The sequence below is a fragment of the Micromonospora sp. ATLC20 genome (genome assembly GCF_057196585.1).
The window spans coordinates 13,860-34,721 of record NZ_JBXUOV010000032.1; the positions used below are offsets into that span (position 1 = coordinate 13,860).

Consider the following 20,862-nt stretch of genomic DNA (forward strand, 5'->3'; position numbering starts at 1 on the left):
ATTGTGCCGCGCGATCCGTCGAGGTCACCGCGTGTGATCGCGCGTCACGTGCGGTATCGACCCGGGTGGTGGGTTCACCGGGACGCTTGGCACCCGGGGTGGAGGCGGTGGAGGATACGAAGGTGTCAGCGGAGGCAGGGCCTGCTAGCGGAGGCGCGGACGAGCGCGTCCGCCGGGTCCGCCTCCCCGCCGACCGCCGCACGCCGGCGGCGGCCCGCGCACTGGTCCGCACCATGCTGCTCGAAGCGCGGCTGCCCGAACTGCTGAACGAGGCGCTGCTGCTCACCACCGAGCTGACCACGAACGCCGTCGAGCACGCGCGTACCGAACTGGACATCGAGGTCGACACCGACCACAACGGCCTCACCGTGACAGTCACCGACTTCGCCTCCGGCCCGGTCGACGAGCTGATCGTGGGCGTGCGCAACACCACGTCCGACATCACCGAGGTCGCCGCCCGGGGGCGCGGCCTGCTGCTCGTCGACCATTTCTCCAGCCGGTGGGGCACCACGTACCTGCCCACCGGCAAGGGCGTCTGGTTCCGCCTCGACCGGCCCGGCCCGGGTGGGTCCGCCCGGCCGTCGGCCGGCCCACTGCGCGTCGCCGAACCGGACCGAAACGGCGACGGTACGCCGAGCGCCGCGGCCATGAGCGAGTTGATGCAGCTCACCCCCGACGCGTACGCCGACGAGCCGCTGCCCGAGTTCGCCACCGGACTGCTGACCCGGGTCGGCGAGATGGTGGGCGCCGCCGGTGGCACGGTACGGCTGGACCGGGGCGACGGACTCGGCACCCAGGTCTTCGCCAGGTACGGCCGGCCGCCACGCGACGGCAGCGAGCTGCTGCGCGTACCGCTGGCCGTGCACCGCCCGTACGCCGGTGAGCTGGAGCTGGACGCGGCGCCCTCGGCGTACGCGCGGCCACTCGCCGTGCTGGCCGCCGAGCGGCTGTCGCTGCACCTGGAGAACGACCGGCTGCGCCGCGCCGACGTACGCCGGTCCACCTGGCTGACGTTCCTGGCTGAGGCCAGCGAACTGCTCGCCCAGTCGCTCGACGTCGAGCTGACCATGGCACTCGTCCCGCAGCTCGTGGTGCCCCGGCTCGGCCAGTGGTGCGCCGTGCACACCACCGACGAGTGGGGCCGGCTGCGCCTCGCCGCGTCCAGCCACGCCGACGAGGCGATGCTGCCGCAGCTGCACCGGATCCTCCAGGAGACCGGCCCGGACTCGATCCAGTCCCGGCTGCGCGAGGCGTCCCGCAACGCCGCCCAGGTGCCGCTCGGCGGACCGATGGAGGGTTTCGCCGTACCGCTTATCGCCCGCGGCCAGCGGCTCGGCACCCTCGCCGTGGGCCGCCACCAGCGGCACCGGCACGACCCGGACGAGGTGTCGGTGCTGGAGGACGTGGCCCGCCGCGCCGCCCTCGCCATCGAGAACGCCCGCATCCACGCCGAGCGCCGCCGGGTCGCCCAGACGCTCCAGCAGTCGCTGCTGCCGCCGGTGCTTCCGGTGGTCGAGGGCATCGGCTTCGCCGCCGAGTACGTCCCGACCGGCGACGACGCGGAGGTCGGCGGCGACTTCTACGACGTGCTTCCGCTGCCGGACGGCCGCTGGCTCGTGGTGGTCGGCGACGTATCAGGCAAGGGCGTGCAGGCCGCCGCCGTGACCGGCCTGGTCCGGGACGTGATCCGGGTGCTCGTCGGTGACGGCAAACCGCTGCCCGAGGTGCTCGGCCGGCTCAACGAGACGCTCGTGGAGCGCGGCGGCGGACGCTACTGCACGCTGGCGCTGGCGGCTGTCGCACCCGGCGACGGCGGCCAGCTCGACGTCTCGCTGCACCTGGCCGGCCACGACCGCCCGGTGCTGCTGCACGGCGGTGGAGGGGCGACGTTCGTCGGCGTCGGCGGTACGGCGCTGGGCCTGCTCGACACGATCACCACACCGACCGCCGAGCTGACGCTCAAGCCCGGGGACGCGCTGATCTTCTACACCGACGGGGTCACCGAGCGGCGGCGCGGACGCGAGCTGTTCGGCACCGACCGGCTGCGTGAGTCGGCGGCACCGCTGGCCGGGTACTCGGCCGACGTGGTGGCCGCCCGGCTGCGCGCCGCCACCATCGCGTTCTCGGTCGAGCCCCCACGCGACGACATAGCCATCCTCGTCCTCCGAAACGACACCCCCTAGCTCTCCCACCCCGCGCGGGGCGGGCCCGCGTCCGGACACGCGCCCCGTCGATCATGAACTTGGCCGCTCGATTCGCCCGTTTCCTCCCCGTCAACTTCATGGTCAACCCACTTCGGCGCGCGGGCCGGCTGGTGCCGGGGAGGGCGAGGCGGTCAGAGGCCGCCGGGGAGGCGGCCGGGAGCCAGGCGGTGGTGCGGGTCCAGGTGGGCCTTGGCGCTGCGCAGGCGCGGCAACGCGGGCAACTCGCCCCAGAGGTCCACGGCACGGCGTACCGCCGCCGGCGCGGCCACCACCACGCACCGGCCCCGCCGGGCGATCAGCACGCTGCGGACGGCGGTGAGGATCGAGGCGACCCGCTCGGGCGGCAGCGCGCCGGACAGTGCGGCGTGCACGGTGCCCGAGCCGGCCGAGCCGCGTACCGGCACCGGGCCGCCGGTGGCGTCGCGCAACGCGTAGACGGCGGCGTGCAGGTCGCCTATCGGCACCTCGATGCGCAGCGCCGTGTCGCCGGGCGCGAACGGGTAACGCCCCCACCATTCCGGCGGGTGGTGACCGACCATCGCCTCGGCGCCGAGGACGGCGGTGAGCCGCCCGGCCCGCTCGGTCACGTCGGCCGGGCCGCCCTCCAGCAGCACCACCAGGCTGCCCGCCGCCGGTCGCCCGGTCACGGCCGGGTGGTCGGGGCGGTTGACCACCGACGGGTGCGTGGCCGGGATGCGACGCCGAGGCAGCGGCACCGGCACCGGCAGGTCCAGTTCGACGGCGGCCGGGTCGACGTCGGCGGCCAGGACGGCCCGGACCAGGTCGTGCACCTCCAGCGGCGTCCACACCGGACGGGACACCCAGAGCCGCCCGGCCGGCACGGCGTGCACCCGCATGGTGGCCGAGACGAGCACGCCGAGCCCGCCCTGCGAGCCGCAGAGCAGCCGGGCCACGTCGAGCCCGGGCACCTCGCCCCGGCCGAGGATCGCGTCCCCGCCACCCGGCCGGCCGGCGCCGCTGCCCGGGGCGGCCCGGCCGAGCGCCTCCGTGCCGGACTCGCCGACGCTGACCAACTCGCCGTCGGCGTCGAGGTAGCGCACCCCGACGAGCTGGGCGCAAGGGCTGCCGTGCCGGTGCCGCAGCGGACCGGACTCGTCGGCGGCGAGCACCCCGCCGAGCGTCGCGCCCGGCGAGGGCGCGTCGACGGGCAGCCGCCGGTTGGTGCGCGCCAGCGTGGCCTGGACCGCGCGCAGCGGCGTACCGGCGCCGATCTCGGCCACCGCCGCGTCACGCGGCTCGTGCCAGACCCCGGCGAGGCGGCCGGTGTCGAGCATGATGTCCACCTGTTCCGGCGCGGCACCCCAGTCGATCTTCGTGCCGGCGCCGCGGGGCACCACTGTCAGGTCGTACGCGGCGGCCAGCCGCAACACCTCCGCCGCGGCGTGCGGGCCGCCCGGCACTGCCACCCATCGGGCGGTACGGCCGGCCACCTCGTCGGCCGGGCCGGCGAAGCGGGCGAACGGGTCGCCGCAGATCGCGGCCAGCTTCCGGGTGATGTCGAGGGCTCCGAGCCGGGGGGTGGAACGTGCCGCATCCGCCATGGCGGCTATCGTACACATGTTCGAAAGACCTGGCGGCGAGTCGTGGGATTCGGTCGGCGGGCGAGCCCGGCGGCGGCCCGGCGACCGGTAACGTGGCGCCGTGACCGAAACCCCACCGCCCGTCGCCAAGCGCGTCCCGTCCGAGCGCGTCCACCACGGTGACACCGTGATCGACGAGTACGCCTGGCTCGCCGTCAAGGACGACCCGGACACGATCGCGTACCTGGACGCCGAGAACGCGTACACCGAGGCGCGCACCGCCCACCTGGCCGGGCTGCGCGCGGAGCTGTTCGAGGAGACGCGCCGGCGCACCCAGGAGACCGACCTGTCGGTGCCGACGCGCAAGGACGGCTACTGGTACTACACCCGTACGGTCGAGGGGCAGCAGTACGGCGTGCACTGCCGCCGCGCGGTGCGGGCGGGCGAGACGGCGCCCCCGGTCAGCGTGGACGGCGCCCCGCTCGACGGCGAGGAGGTGCTGCTCGACGGCAACCAGCTCGCCGAGGGGCACGACTTCTTCTCCCTCGGGGCGTTCGACGTCAGCCCGGACGGGCGCTGGCTGGCCTACTCCACCGACTTCTCCGGCGACGAGCGCTTCACGCTGCGGATCAAGGACCTGACCACCGGCGAGTCGCTGCCGGACGAGGTGCCGGACACGTTCTACGGCACGGCCTGGTCCAGTGACGCGTCCACGCTGTTCTACGTGACGGTGGACGAGGCGTGGCGGCCGAACCGGGTCTGGCGGCACACCGTCGGCACGTCGTCCACCGAGGACGTGGTGGTCCACCAGGAGGACGACGAGCGGTTCTGGGTCGGCGTCGAGCTGACCCGCTCCGAGCGCTTCGTGGTCATCGACATCCACAGCAAGATCACCAGCGAGGTGTGGGTGATCCCGGCGTCCAACCCGACCGGTGCGCCCGCCGTCGTGGCCCCGCGGCGTCAGGGCATCGAGTACGCGGTGGAGCACCACGGCCACCGCTTCCTGATCCTGCACAACGACGGCGCGGAAGACTTCGCGCTGGCGTACACCTCGGCGGACGCGCCGGGCGAGTGGGAGCCGCTGATCCCGCACACGCCCGGCACCCGGCTGGAGGCGGTCGACGCGTTCGAGAACCACCTCGTGGTGTCGCTGCGCACCAACGGGCTGACCGGCCTGCGGGTGCTGCCGGTGGGCAGCGACGACAGCTGGGACATCGACTTCCCCGAGCCGATCTACAGCGTGGGGCTGGACGCGAACCCGGAGTACCGCACGAACGAGGTACGGCTGCGCTACACCTCGCTCGTCACCCCCGACTCGGTCTACGACTACGACCTGGTGACCCGTGAGCTGACGCTGCGCCGGCAGAAGCCGGTCCTTCCCGGGCCGGACGGGCGGGCGTACGACCCGGCCGACTACGAGCAGCACCGGGACTGGGCGCTCGCCGACGACGGCACCCGCGTACCGATCTCGCTCGTCTGCCGCCGCGACACGCCGCGCGACGGTTCGGCGCCCGCCGTCATCTACGGCTACGGCTCGTACGAGGCGAGCATGGACCCGTGGTTCTCGATCGCCCGGCTGAGCCTGCTCGACCGCGGCGTGATCTTCGCGGTGGCACACATCCGGGGCGGCGGTGAGCTGGGCCGGCGCTGGTACGACGAGGGCAAGCTGCTGGCCAAGAAGAACACGTTCACCGACTTCGTGGCCTGCGCCCGGCACCTGGTCAAGGCGGGCTGGACGGCGAGCGACAGGCTGGTCGCCCGGGGCGCCTCGGCCGGCGGCCTGCTGATGGGCGCGGTGGCGAACCTCGCCCCGGACGCGTTCACCGGCATCGTCGCGCAGGTGCCGTTCGTGGACGCGCTCACCTCGATCCTCGACCCGTCGCTGCCGCTGACCGTGACCGAGTGGGAGGAGTGGGGCAACCCGCTCGACGACCCCGAGGTCTACGCGTACATGAAGTCGTACACGCCGTACGAGAACGTGACCACCGTCGAATACCCGGCGATCCTGGCGGTGACCAGCCTCAACGACACCCGCGTGCTCTACCACGAGCCGGCCAAGTGGATCGCCCGGCTGCGGTCGTTCGCGCCGGCCGGCGACTACCTGCTCAAGACCGAGATGGGCGCGGGTCACGGCGGTCCGAGCGGCCGCTACGACTCGTGGCGCGAGGAGGCGTTCGTCAACGCCTGGATCCTCGACCGCGTCGGCCGCGCCGTGTAAGGAGGGGCCCTTCCCTACACCTGGGCGAGCGCGGCGGACAGCACGTGCTGGTCGGCGTTGCCGCCGGTCACGACCGCGACGGTACGGCCGGTCGGCAGCTCGCCACTGTGGAACAGCCGGGCGGCCAGGGCGACTGCGCCGCTCGGCTCGGCCACCAGCCGCACGTCCCGCAGCAGCCGGCCGGTGGCCGCCATGATCTCGTCCTCGGTGACCGTGACGATGCCGTCGAGCCGCTCGCGCAGGTGGGCGAGCGTCAACGCGGACAGGTTCGTACGCAGCCCGTCGGCGCAGGTCCGGTAGGTGCGTTCCACGTCCCAGACCACCACCTCGCCGGCGGCGAGCGACTCCTGGGCGTCGGCGGCCAGTGCCGGCTCCACGCCGATCACGGCGGCCGACGGGCGCAGCGCCTTGACCGCCGTGGCGACGCCCGAGCCCAGCCCGCCGCCGCCGACCGGCACCAGCACCACGTCGACGTCCGGCAGGTCGGCGACGATCTCCAGCCCGATGGTGCCCTGCCCGGCGATGACCGCCGGGTGGTCGAACGGTGGCACCAGCGTCGCGCCGGTCTCCGCCACCATCCGTTCCGCCTCGGCGAACCGGCGGGCCGGCGGCACCAGTCGCACGTCCGCACCGAGTGCCCGCATCCGGGTCACCTTGACCTCCGGCGCGCCCTCGGGGACCACCACTGTGCAGGGCACGCCGAACGCGCGGGCCGCGTACGCCAGCGCCTGACCGTGGTTGCCCGACGAGTGGGTGACCACGCCCCGCGACCGGGTCGCCGGGTCGAGCCGGGCCACCGCGTGGGTGGCCCCGCGCAGCTTGAACGACCCCACCGGTTGCAGGTTCTCCGGCTTGAGCCACAGCTGATCGTCCCAGAGCGCCGGCACCAGCGGAGTCCGCAGCACGGTGCCGGCGACGTCCTCTGCGGCGGCGCGGACATCGGCGATCGAGATCAGCTCCATCGCACCAACCTAGACTGCCCGCATGAGTGCGGAGGAGCCCTCGGCGGCGCGACGGGGACCGACCTGGCTGATCCTCGTGGTGGTCGCCGCCGCGCTCGTGGTCTGCTGCTGTTCGACGGTGATCGGCTTGACCGTCGCCGGCTCCGCCGGCCTGCTCGGCCGCTGACCGCTCAGCCCGCGCGCAGTTCCTCCACCGAGGTCGCGGTGCGCAGGAACAGCAGGCCGGCCACGACCGTGCACAGCACCGCCGCCAGCCCGCCCGCCGCGAGCCAGGCCAGTTGATCCCACGGTACGTCCGGCGGAACAGTCGTCTTCGGCACCCATTCGGTACGGGTGTACCGCGCCGCGGTGGCCGGGTCGCCGCACAGTTCCGTGCCGGCGTCGCAGATCGTCCGCGTGAAGCCGCCGTTGCTCGGTGCCGGCATGACGCCCCGGACCAGCAGGTAGCCGACCGTCAGCGCGAGCCCGATCGCGGGTACGGCGGGGGCGAGCGCGGCCCAGAGCAGCGACCGGCCGATGGTGGCCCGTGGCACGCCGGTCGCCACCTGCGCCGCGTACGCCCGCCGCCGGCTGGTGATCCCCTCGACCACCGCCACGAGCAGCCCGCCGCCGGCGATCGCGATCGCCACCACGACCGCGAGGTCGACCAGGTCCATCGCGCCGAGGTAGAAGCCCGGGTCGGCAAGTCCGGAGCCGGTGCGGCGGGTCACCTCGGCCTCGGCCTGGAAGTCGGCACGCAGTCCCGCGGCACCGGCGCCGAAGATCAGCGCGGCCAGCAGCGCGGCGAACGTGCGGCTGCCGGCCCACGGGTCGGCGGCCAGCCGGCGGGCGGCCAGCAGTGCGGCCGGGCCGCGTCCGTGCCGGTGCAGCAGCCGGCCGGTGTGGTACGAGATCCAGCCGGTGCCCGACACCACGCCGATCATCGCGGTCAGCCCGCCGACGACGAGCAGTGTCGGCACCAGCCAGTCGGGGGCCACCGCGCCACGCCGTTCGTACCAGAGCAGGAGCGGGCGGATCGCGGCGAACATCGCCAGCGCGGCGAGGACGAGCACGCCCGGCCACGGCCAGGGCGCCCGGGTGCGGACCCGGCGTACGACGCCGAACGGGGTGGTGGTGACCCGCCGCAGCAGCAGCGCGCTGACCAGCGCGGCCACCAGCGGCAGGCCGAGCACCACGGCGGCCACGGCGACCGGCGCCGGACGCACGTCGGTGGGCAGCGGCAGCCGCCCGTCGGCGTCGGGCCGGTGCAGCAGCCGGCGCCCGGCCAGGAAGACGGCCAGGCCGACGAGGGTGCCGAGCAGGCTCGCCACGCCGGTCTCGGCAACCGCGACCCGGGTGACCTGCCCGGGGGTGGCGCCGGCCAGCCGGAACGCGGCGAGCCGCCGGTCCCGGCCGGGCGCACCGAGGCGGGCGCACTGCCCGGCCAGTCCCAGCACCGGTACGCAGAGCAGCAGCACCGCGAACGCGACGCCGGGACGCAGGCCGGGTTCCCGCAGCAGGGCGTTCGTGTACTGGTCGGACTGCGTCCAGGCATCGCCGACCGGCGGCTTCACCACCGCCAGCACCGTCAGCGCGGCCAGCCCGGCCAGCGTCGCCAGCGCGGCGCTCACCGCGGTCAGCACCACCCGGGCGATGTCGGTGCGGGTGCCGGCCAGCGCGAGCCGCAGCAGCGTGCCCGGCCTCACCGTGATCCGCCCGGCAGCGCCGGGTCGAGCCCGAGGCCGGTGTGGTCGACCCTGCCGTCGCGCAGGCTCACCTCCCGGTCCGCGTACGCGGCGATGCGCGGCTCGTGGGTCACCAGCACGACTGTGGTGCGCTGCTCGCGGGCCAGCCGGACGATCTGGGTGAGCACCTGCTCACCGGCCAGCGTGTCGAGCGCGCCGGTCGGTTCGTCGGCGAAGATCACCCGTGGTTCGGTGACCAGGGCGCGGGACAGCGCGCACCGTTGCTGCTGCCCGCCGGACATCTCGCCGGGCCGGACGTCGGCGACGTCGGCCACACCGAGCCGGTCCAGCCAGGAGAGTGCCGCCGTCCGTGCCGCTCGCCGCCCCGTGCCGGCGAGCAACAACGGAAGGGCGACGTTCTCCGCCGCGGTCAGCTCGGCGACGAGCTGGCCGAACTGGAACAACACCCCGAATTCGGTACGGCGCAGCCGGGAGCGGGCCGCCTCCGGCCACGTGTCGATCCGTTCACCGCGCCAGGTGACCTGACCGGCGTCGGGACGCAGGATGCCGGCCAGACAGTGCAGCAAGGTGGACTTGCCGCATCCGCTCGGCCCGGTGACCGCGAGGATCTCGCCTTCGGCCACGTCGAGCGTCACGCCACGCAGCGCGGGCGTGTGGCCGTACGCGCGGACCACGCCGCGCGCTTGCAGGAACGTCACGAGTGCACCTCCCGGTGCCAGTCGACGACCCGGTCCAGGGTGGTGTGCAGCCACCGGAGGTCGGCGTCGAGGTGGGCGACGGCGAAATCGGCGGCGACCACCTCGTCGAGGCGGGCACCGGGGGCGGTCTTGAGCGCTGTCAGCTCACGCAGCCGCTGCGTGTGCGCCCGGCGCTGGGCGATCAGGTAGCCGCGGGCCCGGGCGGCGTCTGCCACCAGGAGCGCGACGACCACCTTGGCGAACAGCGTGCTCGCCACGTACGGCATGGGTGGTTCGACGGTGCCCAGCCAGTGGTCGAGCGCCGCCCGCCCGTCGTCGGTGAGCGCGTAGGCGGTCCGGTCCGGACCGCCGTCGCGTTCCTGGCCGGCCGGCACGACCAGGCCGTCCCGGTGCAGGCGGGCCAGCGTCGCGTAGACCTGCCCGAAGGCGAGCGGCCGGGCCCGGGGCAGGCGCTCGTCGTGCGCGCGCTTCAGCTCGTAGCCGTGGCGTGGCCCGGCGGCGAGCAGCCCGAGCAGAACGTGCTGAGTGGACATCTCCCTTACTATTCGCTGAGCGAATAGCGCTGTCAAGAACGGCCCGCGCGGGACAACGCGGGCCGTTCGGATCAGCGGGTCCAGGCCGGATCGCGTCCGGCCCGGCCGAGCAGCGCGTCCATGCCGTCCGGTGCCGCGTCGGTGGGCACCGGCGGGCCGAACGCGCCCATCTTCTGGCCCGTGTCGCCCATCCGGTCCATGAACTCGTGCCCCGCCGCAACCACCGCGGGGTCCACTGTCAACTCCTGGCCGGTGGCCCGCGCCAGATCCCATCCGTGAACGGTGAGGTCGATCAGCGCCATCGAGCCGACCGTCTCCTGCGGCAGCCCCATGCCGGGCGAGACGCCCTCCTGCGTGGCCGGATCGGACCACGCCTCGGTGAGCCGGATCGTCTCGGTCGCGAACCGGTCCCGCCATCCGTCGGTCAGATGATCGGTCTTGCCGGACCAGTCGACCTCCTCCCGACGCGCCAGCGCCTGGAAGTTGACCACCACGTCGAACAGGTGATTGAGCAGGTCGCGCACTGTGTAGTCGGGGCAGGGCGTGGGCAGGGCGAGCTGGTCGTCCGAAATACCCCGTACCACCGCCGCCGTACGCGGCGCCGCGACGGCGAGCAGCTCACTAGTCTTCGTGCTCATAGTGGCAGCGTATGAGGGCGGTCTTGAAGAAATGCGACACGAACCGCGGCGTGACAACCGGGGCATCCTCGATCCCGTCCGGCTTCGGCAGCAGGTCCGGTTCCGGCGCCGGATGGCCGCCCCGGCGTTGCGCCAGTGGGTGGAGCACTACTGGCTGATCGACTGGGACCTGGACGAGCCGTTCGAGCAACGGGTGGTGCCGCACCCCGCCGTGAACGTGGTGTTCCAGGCGCAGGAGGGCGCGCCCGAACAGGGCGAGATCGCCGGCGTCGACACCGGCCTGTTCGCCGTCACGCTGCACGGCGCCGGCCGGGTCTCCGGCGTCCAGTTCCGCCCGGGCGGCTTCCGGCCGTTCTGGCGGCGCCCGGTCGCCGAGCTGACCGGCCGGCGCGTACCGATCCCGGACGGGCCGGTCTGCCCGGGCACCGACGACGAGCGCTGCGCGAGCCTGGACGCCCTGCTGACCTCGTGGTCGCCGGTCGCTGATCCGCTCAACGCGGAGGCCACCGCCCTGGTCGAGGAGATCCGCGCCGACCGGACCGTGCTGCGGGTGACCGACTTCGCCCGGCGGCGGGCCGTCTCCGTCCGCCGGCTCCAGCGCCTCTTCCTGGACCACGTCGGCGTCGGTCCGAAGTGGGTGATCCGCCGCTACCGGCTCCAGGAGGCGATCGAACAGGCCGCCGCCGGGCCGCTCGACTGGTCGCGGGTCGCCGCCGATCTGGGGTACGCCGACCAGGCCCACCTGGTCCGCGAGTTCACCGCCGTCGCCGGGGTCTCACCCGCGGCGTACGCCCGCTCGCTGGCCGCCCTGCGACAGTGACGCGGGGCGGGCCGCGCCGATGCGGGTCAGCGGCGGCGGACCGCCACCACCGCCACGTCGTCGTGGATCTCCGGCGGTGCCAGCTCGACGAGCAGCCGCCGGCAGAACTCGTCCAGGTCGTCGTCCACCCGGGTGGCGGCCACGCCGAGCGCCGCCATGCCGTCGTCGATCGTGGCGTCCCGCCGTTCGATCAGCCCGTCGGTGTAGAGCACGAGCGTGGCCCCGGCGGGCAGCACGAACTCGAGGTCGGGCGGGCGCGGCGCGCGTACGCCGAGCAGCGGCGCGGACTGCGTCACGAACTCGACCCGCCCGTCCCGGCTCAGCAGTGCCGGCAGGTGCCCGGCGCTGGCCAGCCGGACCAGCCCGGTCGGCGGGTGGAGCAGCAGGACGCAGATGGTGGCCAGCTCGGTCGGCAGCAGGGTGCGCATCAGCTCGTTGACCCGGTCCAGGATCACGCCCGGCTGGTGCCCCTCGACCGCGTACGCCCGCACCGCGTGCCGCAGCTCGGCCATCACGGTGGCGGCGTGCAGCGAGTGCCCGGCCACGTCACCGATCGCCACCAGCAGGTGCCCGTCGAGCATCACCAGCTCGTAGAAGTCGCCGCCCACCTCGGTCTGCGCGCTCGCCGGCTCGTACCGGACGGCCAGGTCCAGGCCGTTCACGTCCGGCAGCCGCTGCGGCAGCAGGCTGCGCTGCAACGTCACAGCGATCCGGTGCTCCTCGTCGAAGGACCGCTGCGCCTCCACCGCCGAGGCGACCGCCTGGGCGAGCTGCACCAGCACCGGCGTGCGTACGGTCTGGGTGGCGGTCGGGACCACCACGTAGAGCGGGGCCCGGTCCTCGCGCAGCCGGGACGCGGCAACCGTCACGGTGTCGCCGTCCGGCCAGCCGGCCAGCGCCCAGTTGGCCGGCTCGTCGACGCGTACCCGGGTGCCGATCGGCACTCCGGTGTCGTCCACCACCCACGGCACGATGGTGGCCGGCGTGTGCGGGTCGACCGCCACTCCGGCCAGGCAGTCCCCGTCGAACGTCTCCGCGACGACCGCCGCGGGGGCGTTGAAGATCCGTGCCGCGCCGCTCGCGGCCGCCTCCAGCAGCCGGACGAAGTTCGGTGTCGCGTGCATCTCGACTGTGGCGTCGGCGAGCGCGGCGAGCCGTTCGGCGAGCTGCTCGGCCCGGCGCCGGGCCTGGTAGTAGCGCAGCACCGCGTGGGCGGTGGCGACCAGTTCCTCCGGCTCGATCGGCTCGGCCAGGTAGGCGTCCGCGCCCCGGGTGAGGCCCTGCGCCCGGTCCACCACGTCGACGGCGTGCGCGGAGACGTGGATGACCGGGATCGACGGGTACGCCTCCTTGATCCGCTCGCACACCTCGAAGCCGCTCATGTCGGGCAGCCGGACGTCGAGCACCACGAGGTCGATGGGTTCCCGGGCCACCCGGTCCAGCGCCGCCGTGCCGTTCTCCGCCTCGACGGTGACGAAGCCGGCCCGGGTCAGCCAGTTGACCAGCAGATATCGCTTGGGGCCGCTGTCGTCGACCACAAGCACGGTCACCGGCCCGCCGTCCACCGTCACGCTCCGCCCACGGGGAGGGCCACTGTGAACGTGCTGCCCCGGCCGGCTTCGCTGGTCAGCACCAGCGTCCCGCCGAGCAGCGTGACCAGCCGTCGCGCGTACGGCAGGCCGAGCCCGGTGCCGCCGACCCGGGTCGTGCCGGGCACCTGGTAGAACTCCTCGAAGACCCGTTCGTGCAGCTCCGGCGGGATGCCCACGCCGGTGTCGGTGACCGACAGCGTCCACTGGTCGCCGCGGCGCTCGGCGCGCAGGCGTACCTCGCCGCGCTCGGTGAACTTCAGCCCGTTGTGCAGCAGGTTGCGCAGCACCTGGGCGAGCAGCACCTCGTCCGAGCGCACGGTGGCCGGGGCCGGCGGTTCCTCGACCACCAGCTCCACCTCGGGGCGGGAGGCGAGCGCCCGCAGCGTGCCGCGCAACTGCCCGAACACGGCGCGCAGGTCGACTTCGGACCAGTCCGGCTCGATCCGGCCCGACTCCGCCTTGGCCAGGTCGAGCAGCTCGTTGACCAGCCCCAGCAGGTCGCCCGCCGAGGAGCGGATCAGCCCCACCTGGCGGGCCTGTTCGCCGGTGAGCGGGTCGGAGGCGGAGTCGGCGAGCAGCCGGGCCAGGCCGATGATCGCGGTGACCGGGGCGCGCAGTTCGTGGCTGACGTTCGCCAGGAACCGGCTCTTCGACTCGCTGGCGGCCCGCAGCTGGGCGGACTTCTCGTCCAGCTCGGCGTAGAGCGCCACCACGCCGCGGTTGGTCTCCTCCAGCTCCTCGGTGAGCTGGTTGTAGAGCGCCATCACGCCCCGGTTGGTCTCCTGGAGTTCGGAGTTGAGCACCGCCAGCTCGTCGCGCTGGCTGCGTACCTCGTCGAGGGCGGCGATGAGCTGCGCGTTCTGGGCGGCCAACTCGTCCAGCGCGGAACCCGGCGCGCGCTCGGCCAGCTCGGCGCGAAGCTCGGCGGCGCGATCAGCCGTCAGCTCCTCGGCGTGGTCGGGCACTCGTCGGGACATCCTCACGACCGTATCGCCATCGACGGCCACCACCCGCAACGTGTCCACCAGACGCGCGACGGCGCCGGACTGCGGCTCGTACCGTCCACCGGGGAGCGGACGCAGCGGCGACAGGTCCACCTGGAGGACCGGGCGGCCCACCGCGTCGCGGTCGAGGGCGAACGTGACGTCCGCGCCGTCTGCCCCGTGCAGCAGTTCCCGGGCCACCTCGCTCAGCGCGGTGGCGATCCGGACCTGGTCCTGATGTTCCAGCCCGACCGCCGCGGCCACCTCCCGGCCCCGCTGCCGGACCAGGAAGATGTCCTGCTCCACCCGGAGCGCGAGGTGCAGGAGGGGTCCGGTCATGCCGCCCCCCGGGCCACCAGGACGCAGGCGTCGTCGCGGCGGACGCCGGCGTCACGCAGCAGCGTCGCGGCGGCCAGCAGCGGGTTGCGCCCGGCGAGCCCGGGATAGTCGTCCAGGTCCCAGCGATCCACCACCCCGTCACTGTGCATGACCAGGGTGGCGTCGCGCGAGAAGGGGTAGTCGTACCCGCGGATCGCCGGACGCTGGTGCCCGGCGATGCCCGGCAGCGAGACCAGGCCGCGGCGCCGCTCGCCCGGCGCGACGATCATCGCGGCGATGTTGCCGAGCCCGGCGTAGCGGAGCAGTCCGGCAGCCGGATCCGGCTCGGCCACCGCGAGCGCCGCGCCCCGGGTGTGCGACATGGCGGCGTGCAGGTGCCGTACCACGACGTCCGGCGGACCGTCCGGCGCGGAGCGGAACGCGGACACGGCGGCACCTGTGGCGGCGGCGGCGAGCGGTCCGTGGCCCAGCCCGTCGGAGACCAGCACCTGCCGCCGACCGTCGACCTGGCGGACCGCGTACCCGTCGCCGCTGGTCTGCTCGCCGGTGATCGGCCGGGCCAGTCCGGCTGCCCAGTCCGGCTCCGGCGGTGCGGCGTCCCAGACCTGGACGACGAGGACAGTGCCCCGGCCGGGCGTCGAGTAGCCGTCGAACCGGCTCGACTGCCGGGTGATCGCGCCGAGCCCGATGCCGAGCGTGCCTGCGGTGGAGTGGCCGTCGACGGAGGAGAGCGTCAGGTCGGCCATGCCGGGACCGGAGTCGATGGCCACCAGCTCCACCCCGGCCTGCCCGCCCCGGCGCGCGGGGCGCATCAGGAGCGTGCCCTCGCGGGCGTGCTTGACCAGGTTGCTGGTGAGCTCGGCGGTGACGATGGCCAGGTCCGCGACGCGCGGCGCGCTCAGTTCGAGCTGCCGGCCGAGACGTTCGGCCGCCCGGCGTACGCTGCCGGCTGTCGCGCCGGTGTCGACCCGAAACCAGATGCCGTGGTCGGGTACCACGTCGGCGATCATCGCGACCACTTGGTGACGGTGATCCGCGTCCCCTCGCCGACAGCCGTGCGGATGTCGAAGTCGTCGACGAGCCGGCGGGCGCCGCTCAGTCCCAGGCCCAGCCCGCCGCCGGTGGTGTAGCCGTCGGTGAGCGCCAGGTCGAGGTCGGGGATGCCCGGTCCCTCGTCGGCGAAGACGATCCGCACGCCGCGCCGGCGGCCGTCGGAGACGGTGCTCACCTCGGCGCTGCCTCCACCGCCGTAGATCAGCGTGTTGCGGGCCAGCTCGCTGGCGGCGGTGACGAGCTTCGTCTGGTCGACCAGGGAGAGCCGGGCCGCGACGGCTGTGGTACGCACCAACTGCCGGACCCGCACCACGTCCTCGTCGCTGCGGATCGCCTGGGTCGCCGGCACACCCAGGTCGACGCCCGTGGTCATGCCGTCGCCGTCGTCTCGGTGTCCTCGTCGTCGGCCGCCTGGTCCCACTCGTCGGCGCGGCTGACCGCGATCAGCTCCATGCCGCGTTCGACGTTCAGCGCGGTACGGATGCCGTTGAGCGACAGCCCCAGCTCGACAAGGGTGATGGCGACGGCCGGGCGCATGCCGACCACCACCGTCTCGGCGTCCAGCACCTTCGAGATGGACGCGATGGTGGACAGCATCCGGCCGACGAAGGAGTCGACGATGTCCAGCGCCGTGATGTCGATGATCACGCCGTGGCAGCCGGTGGCGACGATCCGCTCGGCGAGGTCCTCCTGCAACTGGATCGCCGTTTGGTCGGACATGTCGACCTGGATGGAGACCAGCAGGATGTCGCCGATCTTGAGGATCGGCACCCGTTCCATCAGGACTCCCGCCGCGGGCGGCGAGCGGTGGTCTCGACCCCGGTCAGGCGCAGCACGTGGCGCAGCGCGTCGGCGAGACTCGCCTTGGTGGCGATGTCGCCGAACTCGATGCCGAGGGCGACGATCGTCTGGGCGATCTGCGGGCGGATGCCGGAGATGATGCAGTCGGCGCCCATCAGCCGGGCGGCCACCACGGTCTTGAGGATGTGCTGCGCGACCTGCGTGTCGACCGCCGGCACGCCGGTGATGTCGATGATCGCGTACGGCGAGCCGGTGTCGACGAGCGTCTGCAGCAGCCGCTCCATCACCACCTGGGCGCGGGCCGAGTCCAGCGTCCCGACCAGCGGGACGGCGACGACGCCCTCCCAGAGCTTGACCACCGGGGTGGACAGCTCCAGCAGCTGCTCCGCCTGGTCGGCGATCAGGCTCTCCCGGGCGCGGACGAACGTCTCGAAGGTGAACAGGCCCATCTGGTCGACGAGCGCGGAGATGGAGACGAAGTCGCGCAGGGTCTCGTCGCCCTTCTCCTCCTCCATCAGCTCCAGCAGGGCGTCCTTGAACGCGAACACGCTGATCGCGGTCTCGGTGGCGGAGAATCCCTGCCGGGCCCGGTTGGTGGACAGCTCGGACAGCACCGCCCGCAGCTCACCGCCGTGCTCGCCGGCCAGGTCGGAGACGCCCTGGCGACCGGCGTCGATCAGCGCGCGGTGCAGTTCCTGGACCTGCCGGGCCAGCTCGGCCCGGCTCAGGCGACCGCGCAGCGAACTCGCGACGATCTCCGTCCAGCGGTTGGTCAGCCGGTCCGCGTGCTGACTGAGCAGGTGGGCGAGCCGACCACCCTGTTCGGCGCTCAACGCCATGCTGACCTCCCTGATTTGGACGGGCGGACTCTATCACCGGAGGCTGACGCGGTACTTGTCGCGGAGCAAAGAATGATCGACCGCACCCGTGACCGCTCCCGTTCTGCGCGGCGCGCCCATCGTGGGATACCGTTTCCCCCGAACACAGGAGGTCGACGAATGTCCTTGACGGTGCACACGGAACAGCGCGGCGACGTGGTCGTCGTGTCGGTCGCGGGCGAGCTGGACATGGCCACGGCACCGCAGCTCCAGGACCAGATCACGGATCTGCTGGACAAGGGGCGCAGCCGCCTCGTCTTCGACCTGGCCGAGGTGTCGTTCTGCGACTCCACCGGCCTGTCGGTGTTCGTCCGGGCGAAGAACAACTGTGACGAGGTCGGCGGCGTGGTCCGGCTGGCCGCACCGCAGCGCGGCGTGCTGCGCATCCTCGAGGTCAGCGGTCTGGTCGAGGTGCTGCACACGTACCCGACGGTCGAGCAGGCCGTCGCGGGCGATCCCACCCCAGCCTCCTCCTGACCGATCCCGCTCAGCGCTCGTCCTCGATGAAGCGGGGACGAGCGATCACCATGCCCGCCGCCGTCTGCACGGCCAGCGCCACCAGCAGGAAGCCGAGCGGGGCGGTCCAGCCGCCGGTCGCCTCGTAGAGGATGCCCACCAGCAGCGGCCCGAGTGCCGCGATCACGTACCCGGTGCTCTGCGCGAACGCGGACAGCGCCACGGTGCCCTCGGCGGTCCGGGCGCGCAGCCCGATCGTGGTCAGGATGAGCGGGAACGCGCCCTGGCCGAGCGCCAGCAGCAGCACCCACAGCGGCGCGAGGCCGTGCGGGGCGAGCGCCAGACCGGTGTACGCGGCGGCGGAGAACACGGTCAGCGACAGCACCAACGGACGCAGCGTGGCCAGCCGGCCGGCGAGCGTCGGCATCATCAGCGCCACCGGCACGCCCAGCGCGGTCACGCCGGCGAGCAGCAGCCCGGCCGCCTCCGGCCGGTAGCCGGCGTCCCGGAAGAGCTGGGCCAGCCAGCCCATGATCGCGTACCCGCTGAGCGACTGCGCCCCGAAGTACACCGCCATGGCCCAGCCGAGCCGGGTCCGGGCGGGCTGCACCCGGGCCGGGGTGGCGACGGCCACCGCCGGGGGCGCGTTCCGTCGCGCGGCGCGGGCCCGCAGCGCGAGCGGCACCCACGGGACTACGGCCAGCGCGGCCAGCCCGGCCCAGATGCCGAGTCCGGCCCGCCAGGAGCCGAACGCGTGCGCCACCGGCACGGCTGCCGCAGCGGCCACCGTCGTGCCCACCGTCAGGGCCATCGTGTACGCCCCGGTGACCAGTCCGGTGCGGTGCGGGAAGTGCTGCTTGACGAGCATCGGCAGCAGGATGTTCGCCACCGCGATGCCGGCGAGCGCGAGCGCGCTGGTGAGCACGAAGACCGCAGCCGAGCCGGTGACCGCGCGCAGCACCTGCCCGGCGGTGAGCGCCAGCATGGCCAGCACCAGCACCCGGGGCGCGGCCCAGCGGCGGACCAGCCACGGGGTGAGCGCGCCCAGTCCGGCGAACGCGATGGTGGGCAGTGTGGTGACCAGGCCGGCCATCGCGCCGGACAGCCCCAGCCCGACCCGGATCTCGTCGAGCAGGGCACCGAGGCTGGTCACCGCGGCCCGCAGGTTCAGCGCGACGAGCAGCATCCCGGCCAGGACGAGCAGACCGCCCCGGACCGGGCCGGTCGCCGGGGATCGGCCCGACGCGGCGGTGACGCCCGGGGCGGGCACTGTCGCGGCGGGCGCAGGTGGCGGAGTCATGACCTCGAACCTACAATCATGGGATGAATTTCGGCACGAGGTGTAACCGGTGACACCCGCCCGGGATTCCGTCGCCGTGCCTCCGCGCGGTCACCGGGTCCGGCAGACGATCGAGCAGCTCCGGGAACGGATCCTCGGCGGCGAGTGGCCGGTCGGCGGGCGCATCCCCACCGAGCCGCAACTGGTCGCCGCGCTCGGTGTGGGGCGGAACACCGTTCGTGAGGCGGTCCGGGCGCTCGTGCACGCCGGGGTGCTGGAGTGCCGGCAGGGCTCCGGCACCTACGTGGTGTCGACCGACGAACTGGCGCCGGTGGTGGCCCGCCGGCTCACCGACGACCGGATGACCGAGGTGATCGAGGTCCGGCGCGCGTTCGAGGTGGAGGCCGCCCGGCTCGCCGCGCTGAGGCGTACCCCCGAGGACCTGGCGGCGCTCGACGGCGCGCTCGCGGCCCGCGAGGCCGCGTGGCGCGGCGGCCGGGTGGACGAGTTCGTCGAGGCGGACGCCGCGCTGCACACGGTCGTGGTGGCCGCCGCGCACAACGCCATGCTCGCCGAGCTGTACGCGTCGGTCGGCGCCGCACTGCGCAGCACCGTGGCCCAGGCGATGGGCGAGGCGCTGACCCCGGAGCGGTACGTGGACCACGGGCGGCTGGTCGAGGCGATCCGGGACGGCGACCCGCAGCGGGCGGCGATCGAGGCCGGTGCTTTTCTCGAAGGGCCCGCCGAGGCATAGGTTGTCCCCGACGCAGACTCATCAGGGCACGGGAGTACGGATGCTCAAGGGCTTCAAAGACTTCATCATGCGCGGCAACGTCGTCGACCTGGCGGTCGGTGTCGTCATCGGTGCCGCGTTCACCGGCGTGGTGACCCAGCTCACCAAGTCGTTCCTGGAACCGCTGGTGCGGGTGTTCATCGCGCTGATCACCGGCAGCAAGAACGGGCTCACCGGCTCGACGCCGACGTTCCGTGAGATCCCGTTCGACTGGGTGGCCTTCGTCAACGCGGCGATCACGTTCCTGCTCACCGCGGCGGCGCTGTACTTCCTCGTCGTCTACCCGATGAACAGGCTCGCCGAGCGGCGCAAGCGCGGCGAGGAGCCGCCGCCGTCGGCCCCGAGCGAGGAGGTCAAGCTGCTCACCGAGATCCGGGACGCGTTGCTCGCCGGCAACCACGGCACCCCCGGCCAGCGCAGCGCCCTGGACGACGCGCTCGGCCGCCGGCAGGAGCCGCCCGCGCCGCGCTGACGCCATAGCCGATCGGCCCTCGCGGGAATCCCGCGGGGGCCGACGTCTATCGAACACATGTTCGATAGAGTCCGGGCATGGAGCAGCGTAGGCACTGGTGGAACGGGAAATGGGGACGCCTCGCCCGGCGTGACGTCTTCCTCCGGGTGGACGGCGACCGCTGGCACGTGGAGCAGCGGGCCGGCGGCGCCGAGGGGGTCTCCCGGTTCTACGAGCACGCCAGCGTCGAGGAGGCCGAGGAGACGGTCCGCGCGCTGCTGGACGGCACCGACACCTGGCGCGAGCTGTCCCCCCGCCCGCCGGGCGGCTGGGCCCCGTCCGTTTAGCGCCCGCGCGCCCCGGGAACCGCTTCTGCATGAGCCAGCAGCAGGACACCGTCTCCCGGGTCACCACCGGCATGCGGGTGGTCGACTCCGCAGGCGTCGAGGTGGGCACAGTCGATCTCGTGCAGCGTGGCGACCCGGCCGCGGTGACAGTGCAGGCGCCCGCCCCGGTCGACCCGGGCAGCAGCCTGGACGAGCTGATCGAGTCGGCGGCGGTCGAGGAGCCCGACGTACCGGCCGACCTGGCCGCCCGGCTGCTGCGCGACGGCTACCTCAAGGTCTCCACCGAACTGGTCCGCACCGGCGCGGTCTACGTGCTGGCCGACCGGATCGCCGCGGTGGGCGACGGCGCGGTACGCCTCACCGTCCCGGCCGCGGAGCTGCCCGCCGAGGAGTGAGCCCCGGCAGAGGTGATGCATTTATCACCCACGGTAATCAATGATCAATGCAAGTTGCCCCGAAAAGGCGCTCACCAATCCGCTTGCACAGAGTCCCAATGGCGTGACTTTGCGCTCTAATCGCAGATGAATGCCTTGATCATTGATCTTCAAAAACATTGCGCGCGCTCACGTATCTACATCGACCCTCCGCCAC

22 protein-coding genes are annotated in these 20,862 nt (G+C 73.5%); 9 read left to right on the forward strand and 13 right to left on the reverse strand.

From position 1 onward, the window contains the following. Positions 1–122: 122 nt before the first annotated feature. On the forward strand, positions 123–2,183 hold the full coding sequence (locus AC2CHG_RS10090; RefSeq protein ID WP_484524608.1) for a SpoIIE family protein phosphatase: 2,061 nt from the start codon (positions 123–125) through the stop codon (positions 2,181–2,183). 152 nt (positions 2,184–2,335) lie between these two features. Here AC2CHG_RS10090 and AC2CHG_RS10095 read toward each other — a convergent pair whose 3' ends face one another. Continuing rightward, a complete protein-coding gene (locus tag AC2CHG_RS10095) occupies positions 2,336–3,766 on the reverse strand; it encodes an FAD-binding oxidoreductase (protein WP_484524609.1) in 1,431 nt (476 codons plus the stop codon). Between the two features lie 100 nt (positions 3,767–3,866). Here AC2CHG_RS10095 and AC2CHG_RS10100 point away from each other — a divergent pair, with 100 nt between their 5' ends. Next, a complete protein-coding gene (locus tag AC2CHG_RS10100; RefSeq protein ID WP_262015613.1) occupies positions 3,867–5,963 on the forward strand; it encodes a S9 family peptidase in 2,097 nt (698 codons plus the stop codon). A 14-nt stretch (positions 5,964–5,977) separates the two neighbouring features. Here the strand turns inward: AC2CHG_RS10100 and AC2CHG_RS10105 are convergent, their stop codons facing one another. Next, positions 5,978–6,925, reverse strand: coding sequence for a threonine ammonia-lyase (locus tag AC2CHG_RS10105; RefSeq protein ID WP_262015614.1), 948 nt, complete (start codon positions 6,923–6,925; stop codon positions 5,978–5,980). A 22-nt stretch (positions 6,926–6,947) separates the two neighbouring features. Between AC2CHG_RS10105 and AC2CHG_RS10110 the strand changes: the two genes are divergently transcribed. Next, on the forward strand, positions 6,948–7,091 hold the full coding sequence (locus tag AC2CHG_RS10110) for a hypothetical protein (RefSeq protein ID WP_484524610.1): 144 nt from the start codon (positions 6,948–6,950) through the stop codon (positions 7,089–7,091). Positions 7,092–7,095: 4 nt separating this feature from the next. Here the strand turns inward: AC2CHG_RS10110 and AC2CHG_RS10115 are convergent, their stop codons facing one another. From AC2CHG_RS10115 to AC2CHG_RS10130, 4 genes are all read right to left on the reverse strand, one after another. Continuing rightward, positions 7,096–8,610 (reverse strand): FtsX-like permease family protein, encoded by a 1,515-nt coding sequence (locus AC2CHG_RS10115; RefSeq protein ID WP_484524611.1) that lies wholly within the window; start codon positions 8,608–8,610, stop codon positions 7,096–7,098. After that, positions 8,607–9,308, reverse strand: a complete 702-nt coding sequence (locus AC2CHG_RS10120) for an ABC transporter ATP-binding protein (protein WP_262015617.1) — start codon at positions 9,306–9,308, stop codon at positions 8,607–8,609. Before AC2CHG_RS10120 ends, AC2CHG_RS10115 begins: the two co-directional genes overlap by 4 nt. Then, positions 9,305–9,841, reverse strand: a complete 537-nt coding sequence (locus tag AC2CHG_RS10125; protein WP_484524612.1) for a PadR family transcriptional regulator — start codon at positions 9,839–9,841, stop codon at positions 9,305–9,307. Before AC2CHG_RS10125 ends, AC2CHG_RS10120 begins: the two co-directional genes overlap by 4 nt. 71 nt (positions 9,842–9,912) lie before the next feature. Then, a complete protein-coding gene (locus tag AC2CHG_RS10130) occupies positions 9,913–10,479 on the reverse strand; it encodes a TIGR03086 family metal-binding protein (protein ID WP_262015619.1) in 567 nt (188 codons plus the stop codon). A 31-nt stretch (positions 10,480–10,510) separates the two neighbouring features. Here AC2CHG_RS10130 and AC2CHG_RS10135 point away from each other — a divergent pair, with 31 nt between their 5' ends. Further along, complete coding sequence (locus AC2CHG_RS10135) at positions 10,511–11,299, forward strand: helix-turn-helix domain-containing protein (protein ID WP_262015620.1); 789 nt, start codon at positions 10,511–10,513, stop codon at positions 11,297–11,299. A 26-nt stretch (positions 11,300–11,325) separates the two neighbouring features. On the opposite strand, the gene AC2CHG_RS10140 is transcribed toward AC2CHG_RS10135, so the two are convergent. Genes AC2CHG_RS10140 through AC2CHG_RS10165 form a run of 6 tightly spaced genes read right to left on the reverse strand, consistent with a single transcriptional unit; the run spans position 11,326 to position 16,906 of the window. Next, positions 11,326–12,864, reverse strand: coding sequence for a SpoIIE family protein phosphatase (locus tag AC2CHG_RS10140; RefSeq protein WP_355511382.1), 1,539 nt, complete (start codon positions 12,862–12,864; stop codon positions 11,326–11,328). A 2-nt stretch (positions 12,865–12,866) separates the two neighbouring features. After that, positions 12,867–14,213: a sensor histidine kinase gene (locus AC2CHG_RS10145; protein ID WP_484524613.1), complete on the reverse strand. Its 1,347-nt coding sequence runs from the start codon at positions 14,211–14,213 to the stop codon at positions 12,867–12,869. After that, complete coding sequence (locus AC2CHG_RS10150) at positions 14,210–15,223, reverse strand: SpoIIE family protein phosphatase (RefSeq protein WP_262015679.1); 1,014 nt, start codon at positions 15,221–15,223, stop codon at positions 14,210–14,212. The genes AC2CHG_RS10145 and AC2CHG_RS10150 overlap by 4 nt, the downstream gene beginning before the upstream one ends. Further along, the gene (locus AC2CHG_RS10155) at positions 15,220–15,639 is read right to left on the reverse strand and encodes an ATP-binding protein (RefSeq protein ID WP_252451931.1); all 420 of its coding nucleotides are present in this window, start codon (positions 15,637–15,639) and stop codon (positions 15,220–15,222) included. Before AC2CHG_RS10155 ends, AC2CHG_RS10150 begins: the two co-directional genes overlap by 4 nt. Further along, entirely contained in the window at positions 15,636–16,046 is a 411-nt protein-coding gene (locus AC2CHG_RS10160) for an STAS domain-containing protein (protein WP_262015623.1), read from the reverse strand. The genes AC2CHG_RS10155 and AC2CHG_RS10160 overlap by 4 nt, the downstream gene beginning before the upstream one ends. After that, the gene (locus tag AC2CHG_RS10165) at positions 16,046–16,906 is read right to left on the reverse strand and encodes an STAS domain-containing protein (protein WP_262015624.1); all 861 of its coding nucleotides are present in this window, start codon (positions 16,904–16,906) and stop codon (positions 16,046–16,048) included. The genes AC2CHG_RS10160 and AC2CHG_RS10165 overlap by 1 nt, the downstream gene beginning before the upstream one ends. Before the next feature lie 159 nt (positions 16,907–17,065). On the opposite strand from AC2CHG_RS10165, the gene AC2CHG_RS10170 reads away from it, so the two are divergent. After that, positions 17,066–17,422 carry an STAS domain-containing protein gene (locus AC2CHG_RS10170; RefSeq protein WP_135242831.1) on the forward strand — a complete coding sequence of 119 codons (357 nt, stop codon included), beginning with the start codon at positions 17,066–17,068 and terminating at the stop codon, positions 17,420–17,422. Between the two features lie 10 nt (positions 17,423–17,432). Here AC2CHG_RS10170 and AC2CHG_RS10175 read toward each other — a convergent pair whose 3' ends face one another. Next, positions 17,433–18,701 carry an MFS transporter gene (locus tag AC2CHG_RS10175; protein WP_484524614.1) on the reverse strand — a complete coding sequence of 423 codons (1,269 nt, stop codon included), beginning with the start codon at positions 18,699–18,701 and terminating at the stop codon, positions 17,433–17,435. A 49-nt stretch (positions 18,702–18,750) separates the two neighbouring features. On the opposite strand from AC2CHG_RS10175, the gene AC2CHG_RS10180 reads away from it, so the two are divergent. The 4 genes from AC2CHG_RS10180 to AC2CHG_RS10195 all read left to right on the forward strand — a co-directional run bounded on the left by AC2CHG_RS10180 (position 18,751) and on the right by AC2CHG_RS10195 (position 20,666). Continuing rightward, the gene (locus tag AC2CHG_RS10180) at positions 18,751–19,434 is read left to right on the forward strand and encodes a FadR/GntR family transcriptional regulator (RefSeq protein WP_262015626.1); all 684 of its coding nucleotides are present in this window, start codon (positions 18,751–18,753) and stop codon (positions 19,432–19,434) included. A gap of 40 nt (positions 19,435–19,474) precedes the next feature. After that, positions 19,475–19,945: a large conductance mechanosensitive channel protein MscL gene (gene mscL / locus AC2CHG_RS10185; protein ID WP_262015627.1), complete on the forward strand. Its 471-nt coding sequence runs from the start codon at positions 19,475–19,477 to the stop codon at positions 19,943–19,945. A 77-nt stretch (positions 19,946–20,022) separates the two neighbouring features. Beyond that, positions 20,023–20,271: a hypothetical protein gene (locus AC2CHG_RS10190; RefSeq protein ID WP_026268772.1), complete on the forward strand. Its 249-nt coding sequence runs from the start codon at positions 20,023–20,025 to the stop codon at positions 20,269–20,271. Positions 20,272–20,300: 29 nt separating this feature from the next. After that, a complete protein-coding gene (locus tag AC2CHG_RS10195; protein WP_402810464.1) occupies positions 20,301–20,666 on the forward strand; it encodes a hypothetical protein in 366 nt (121 codons plus the stop codon). The last annotated feature ends 196 nt before the right edge of the window (positions 20,667–20,862 follow it).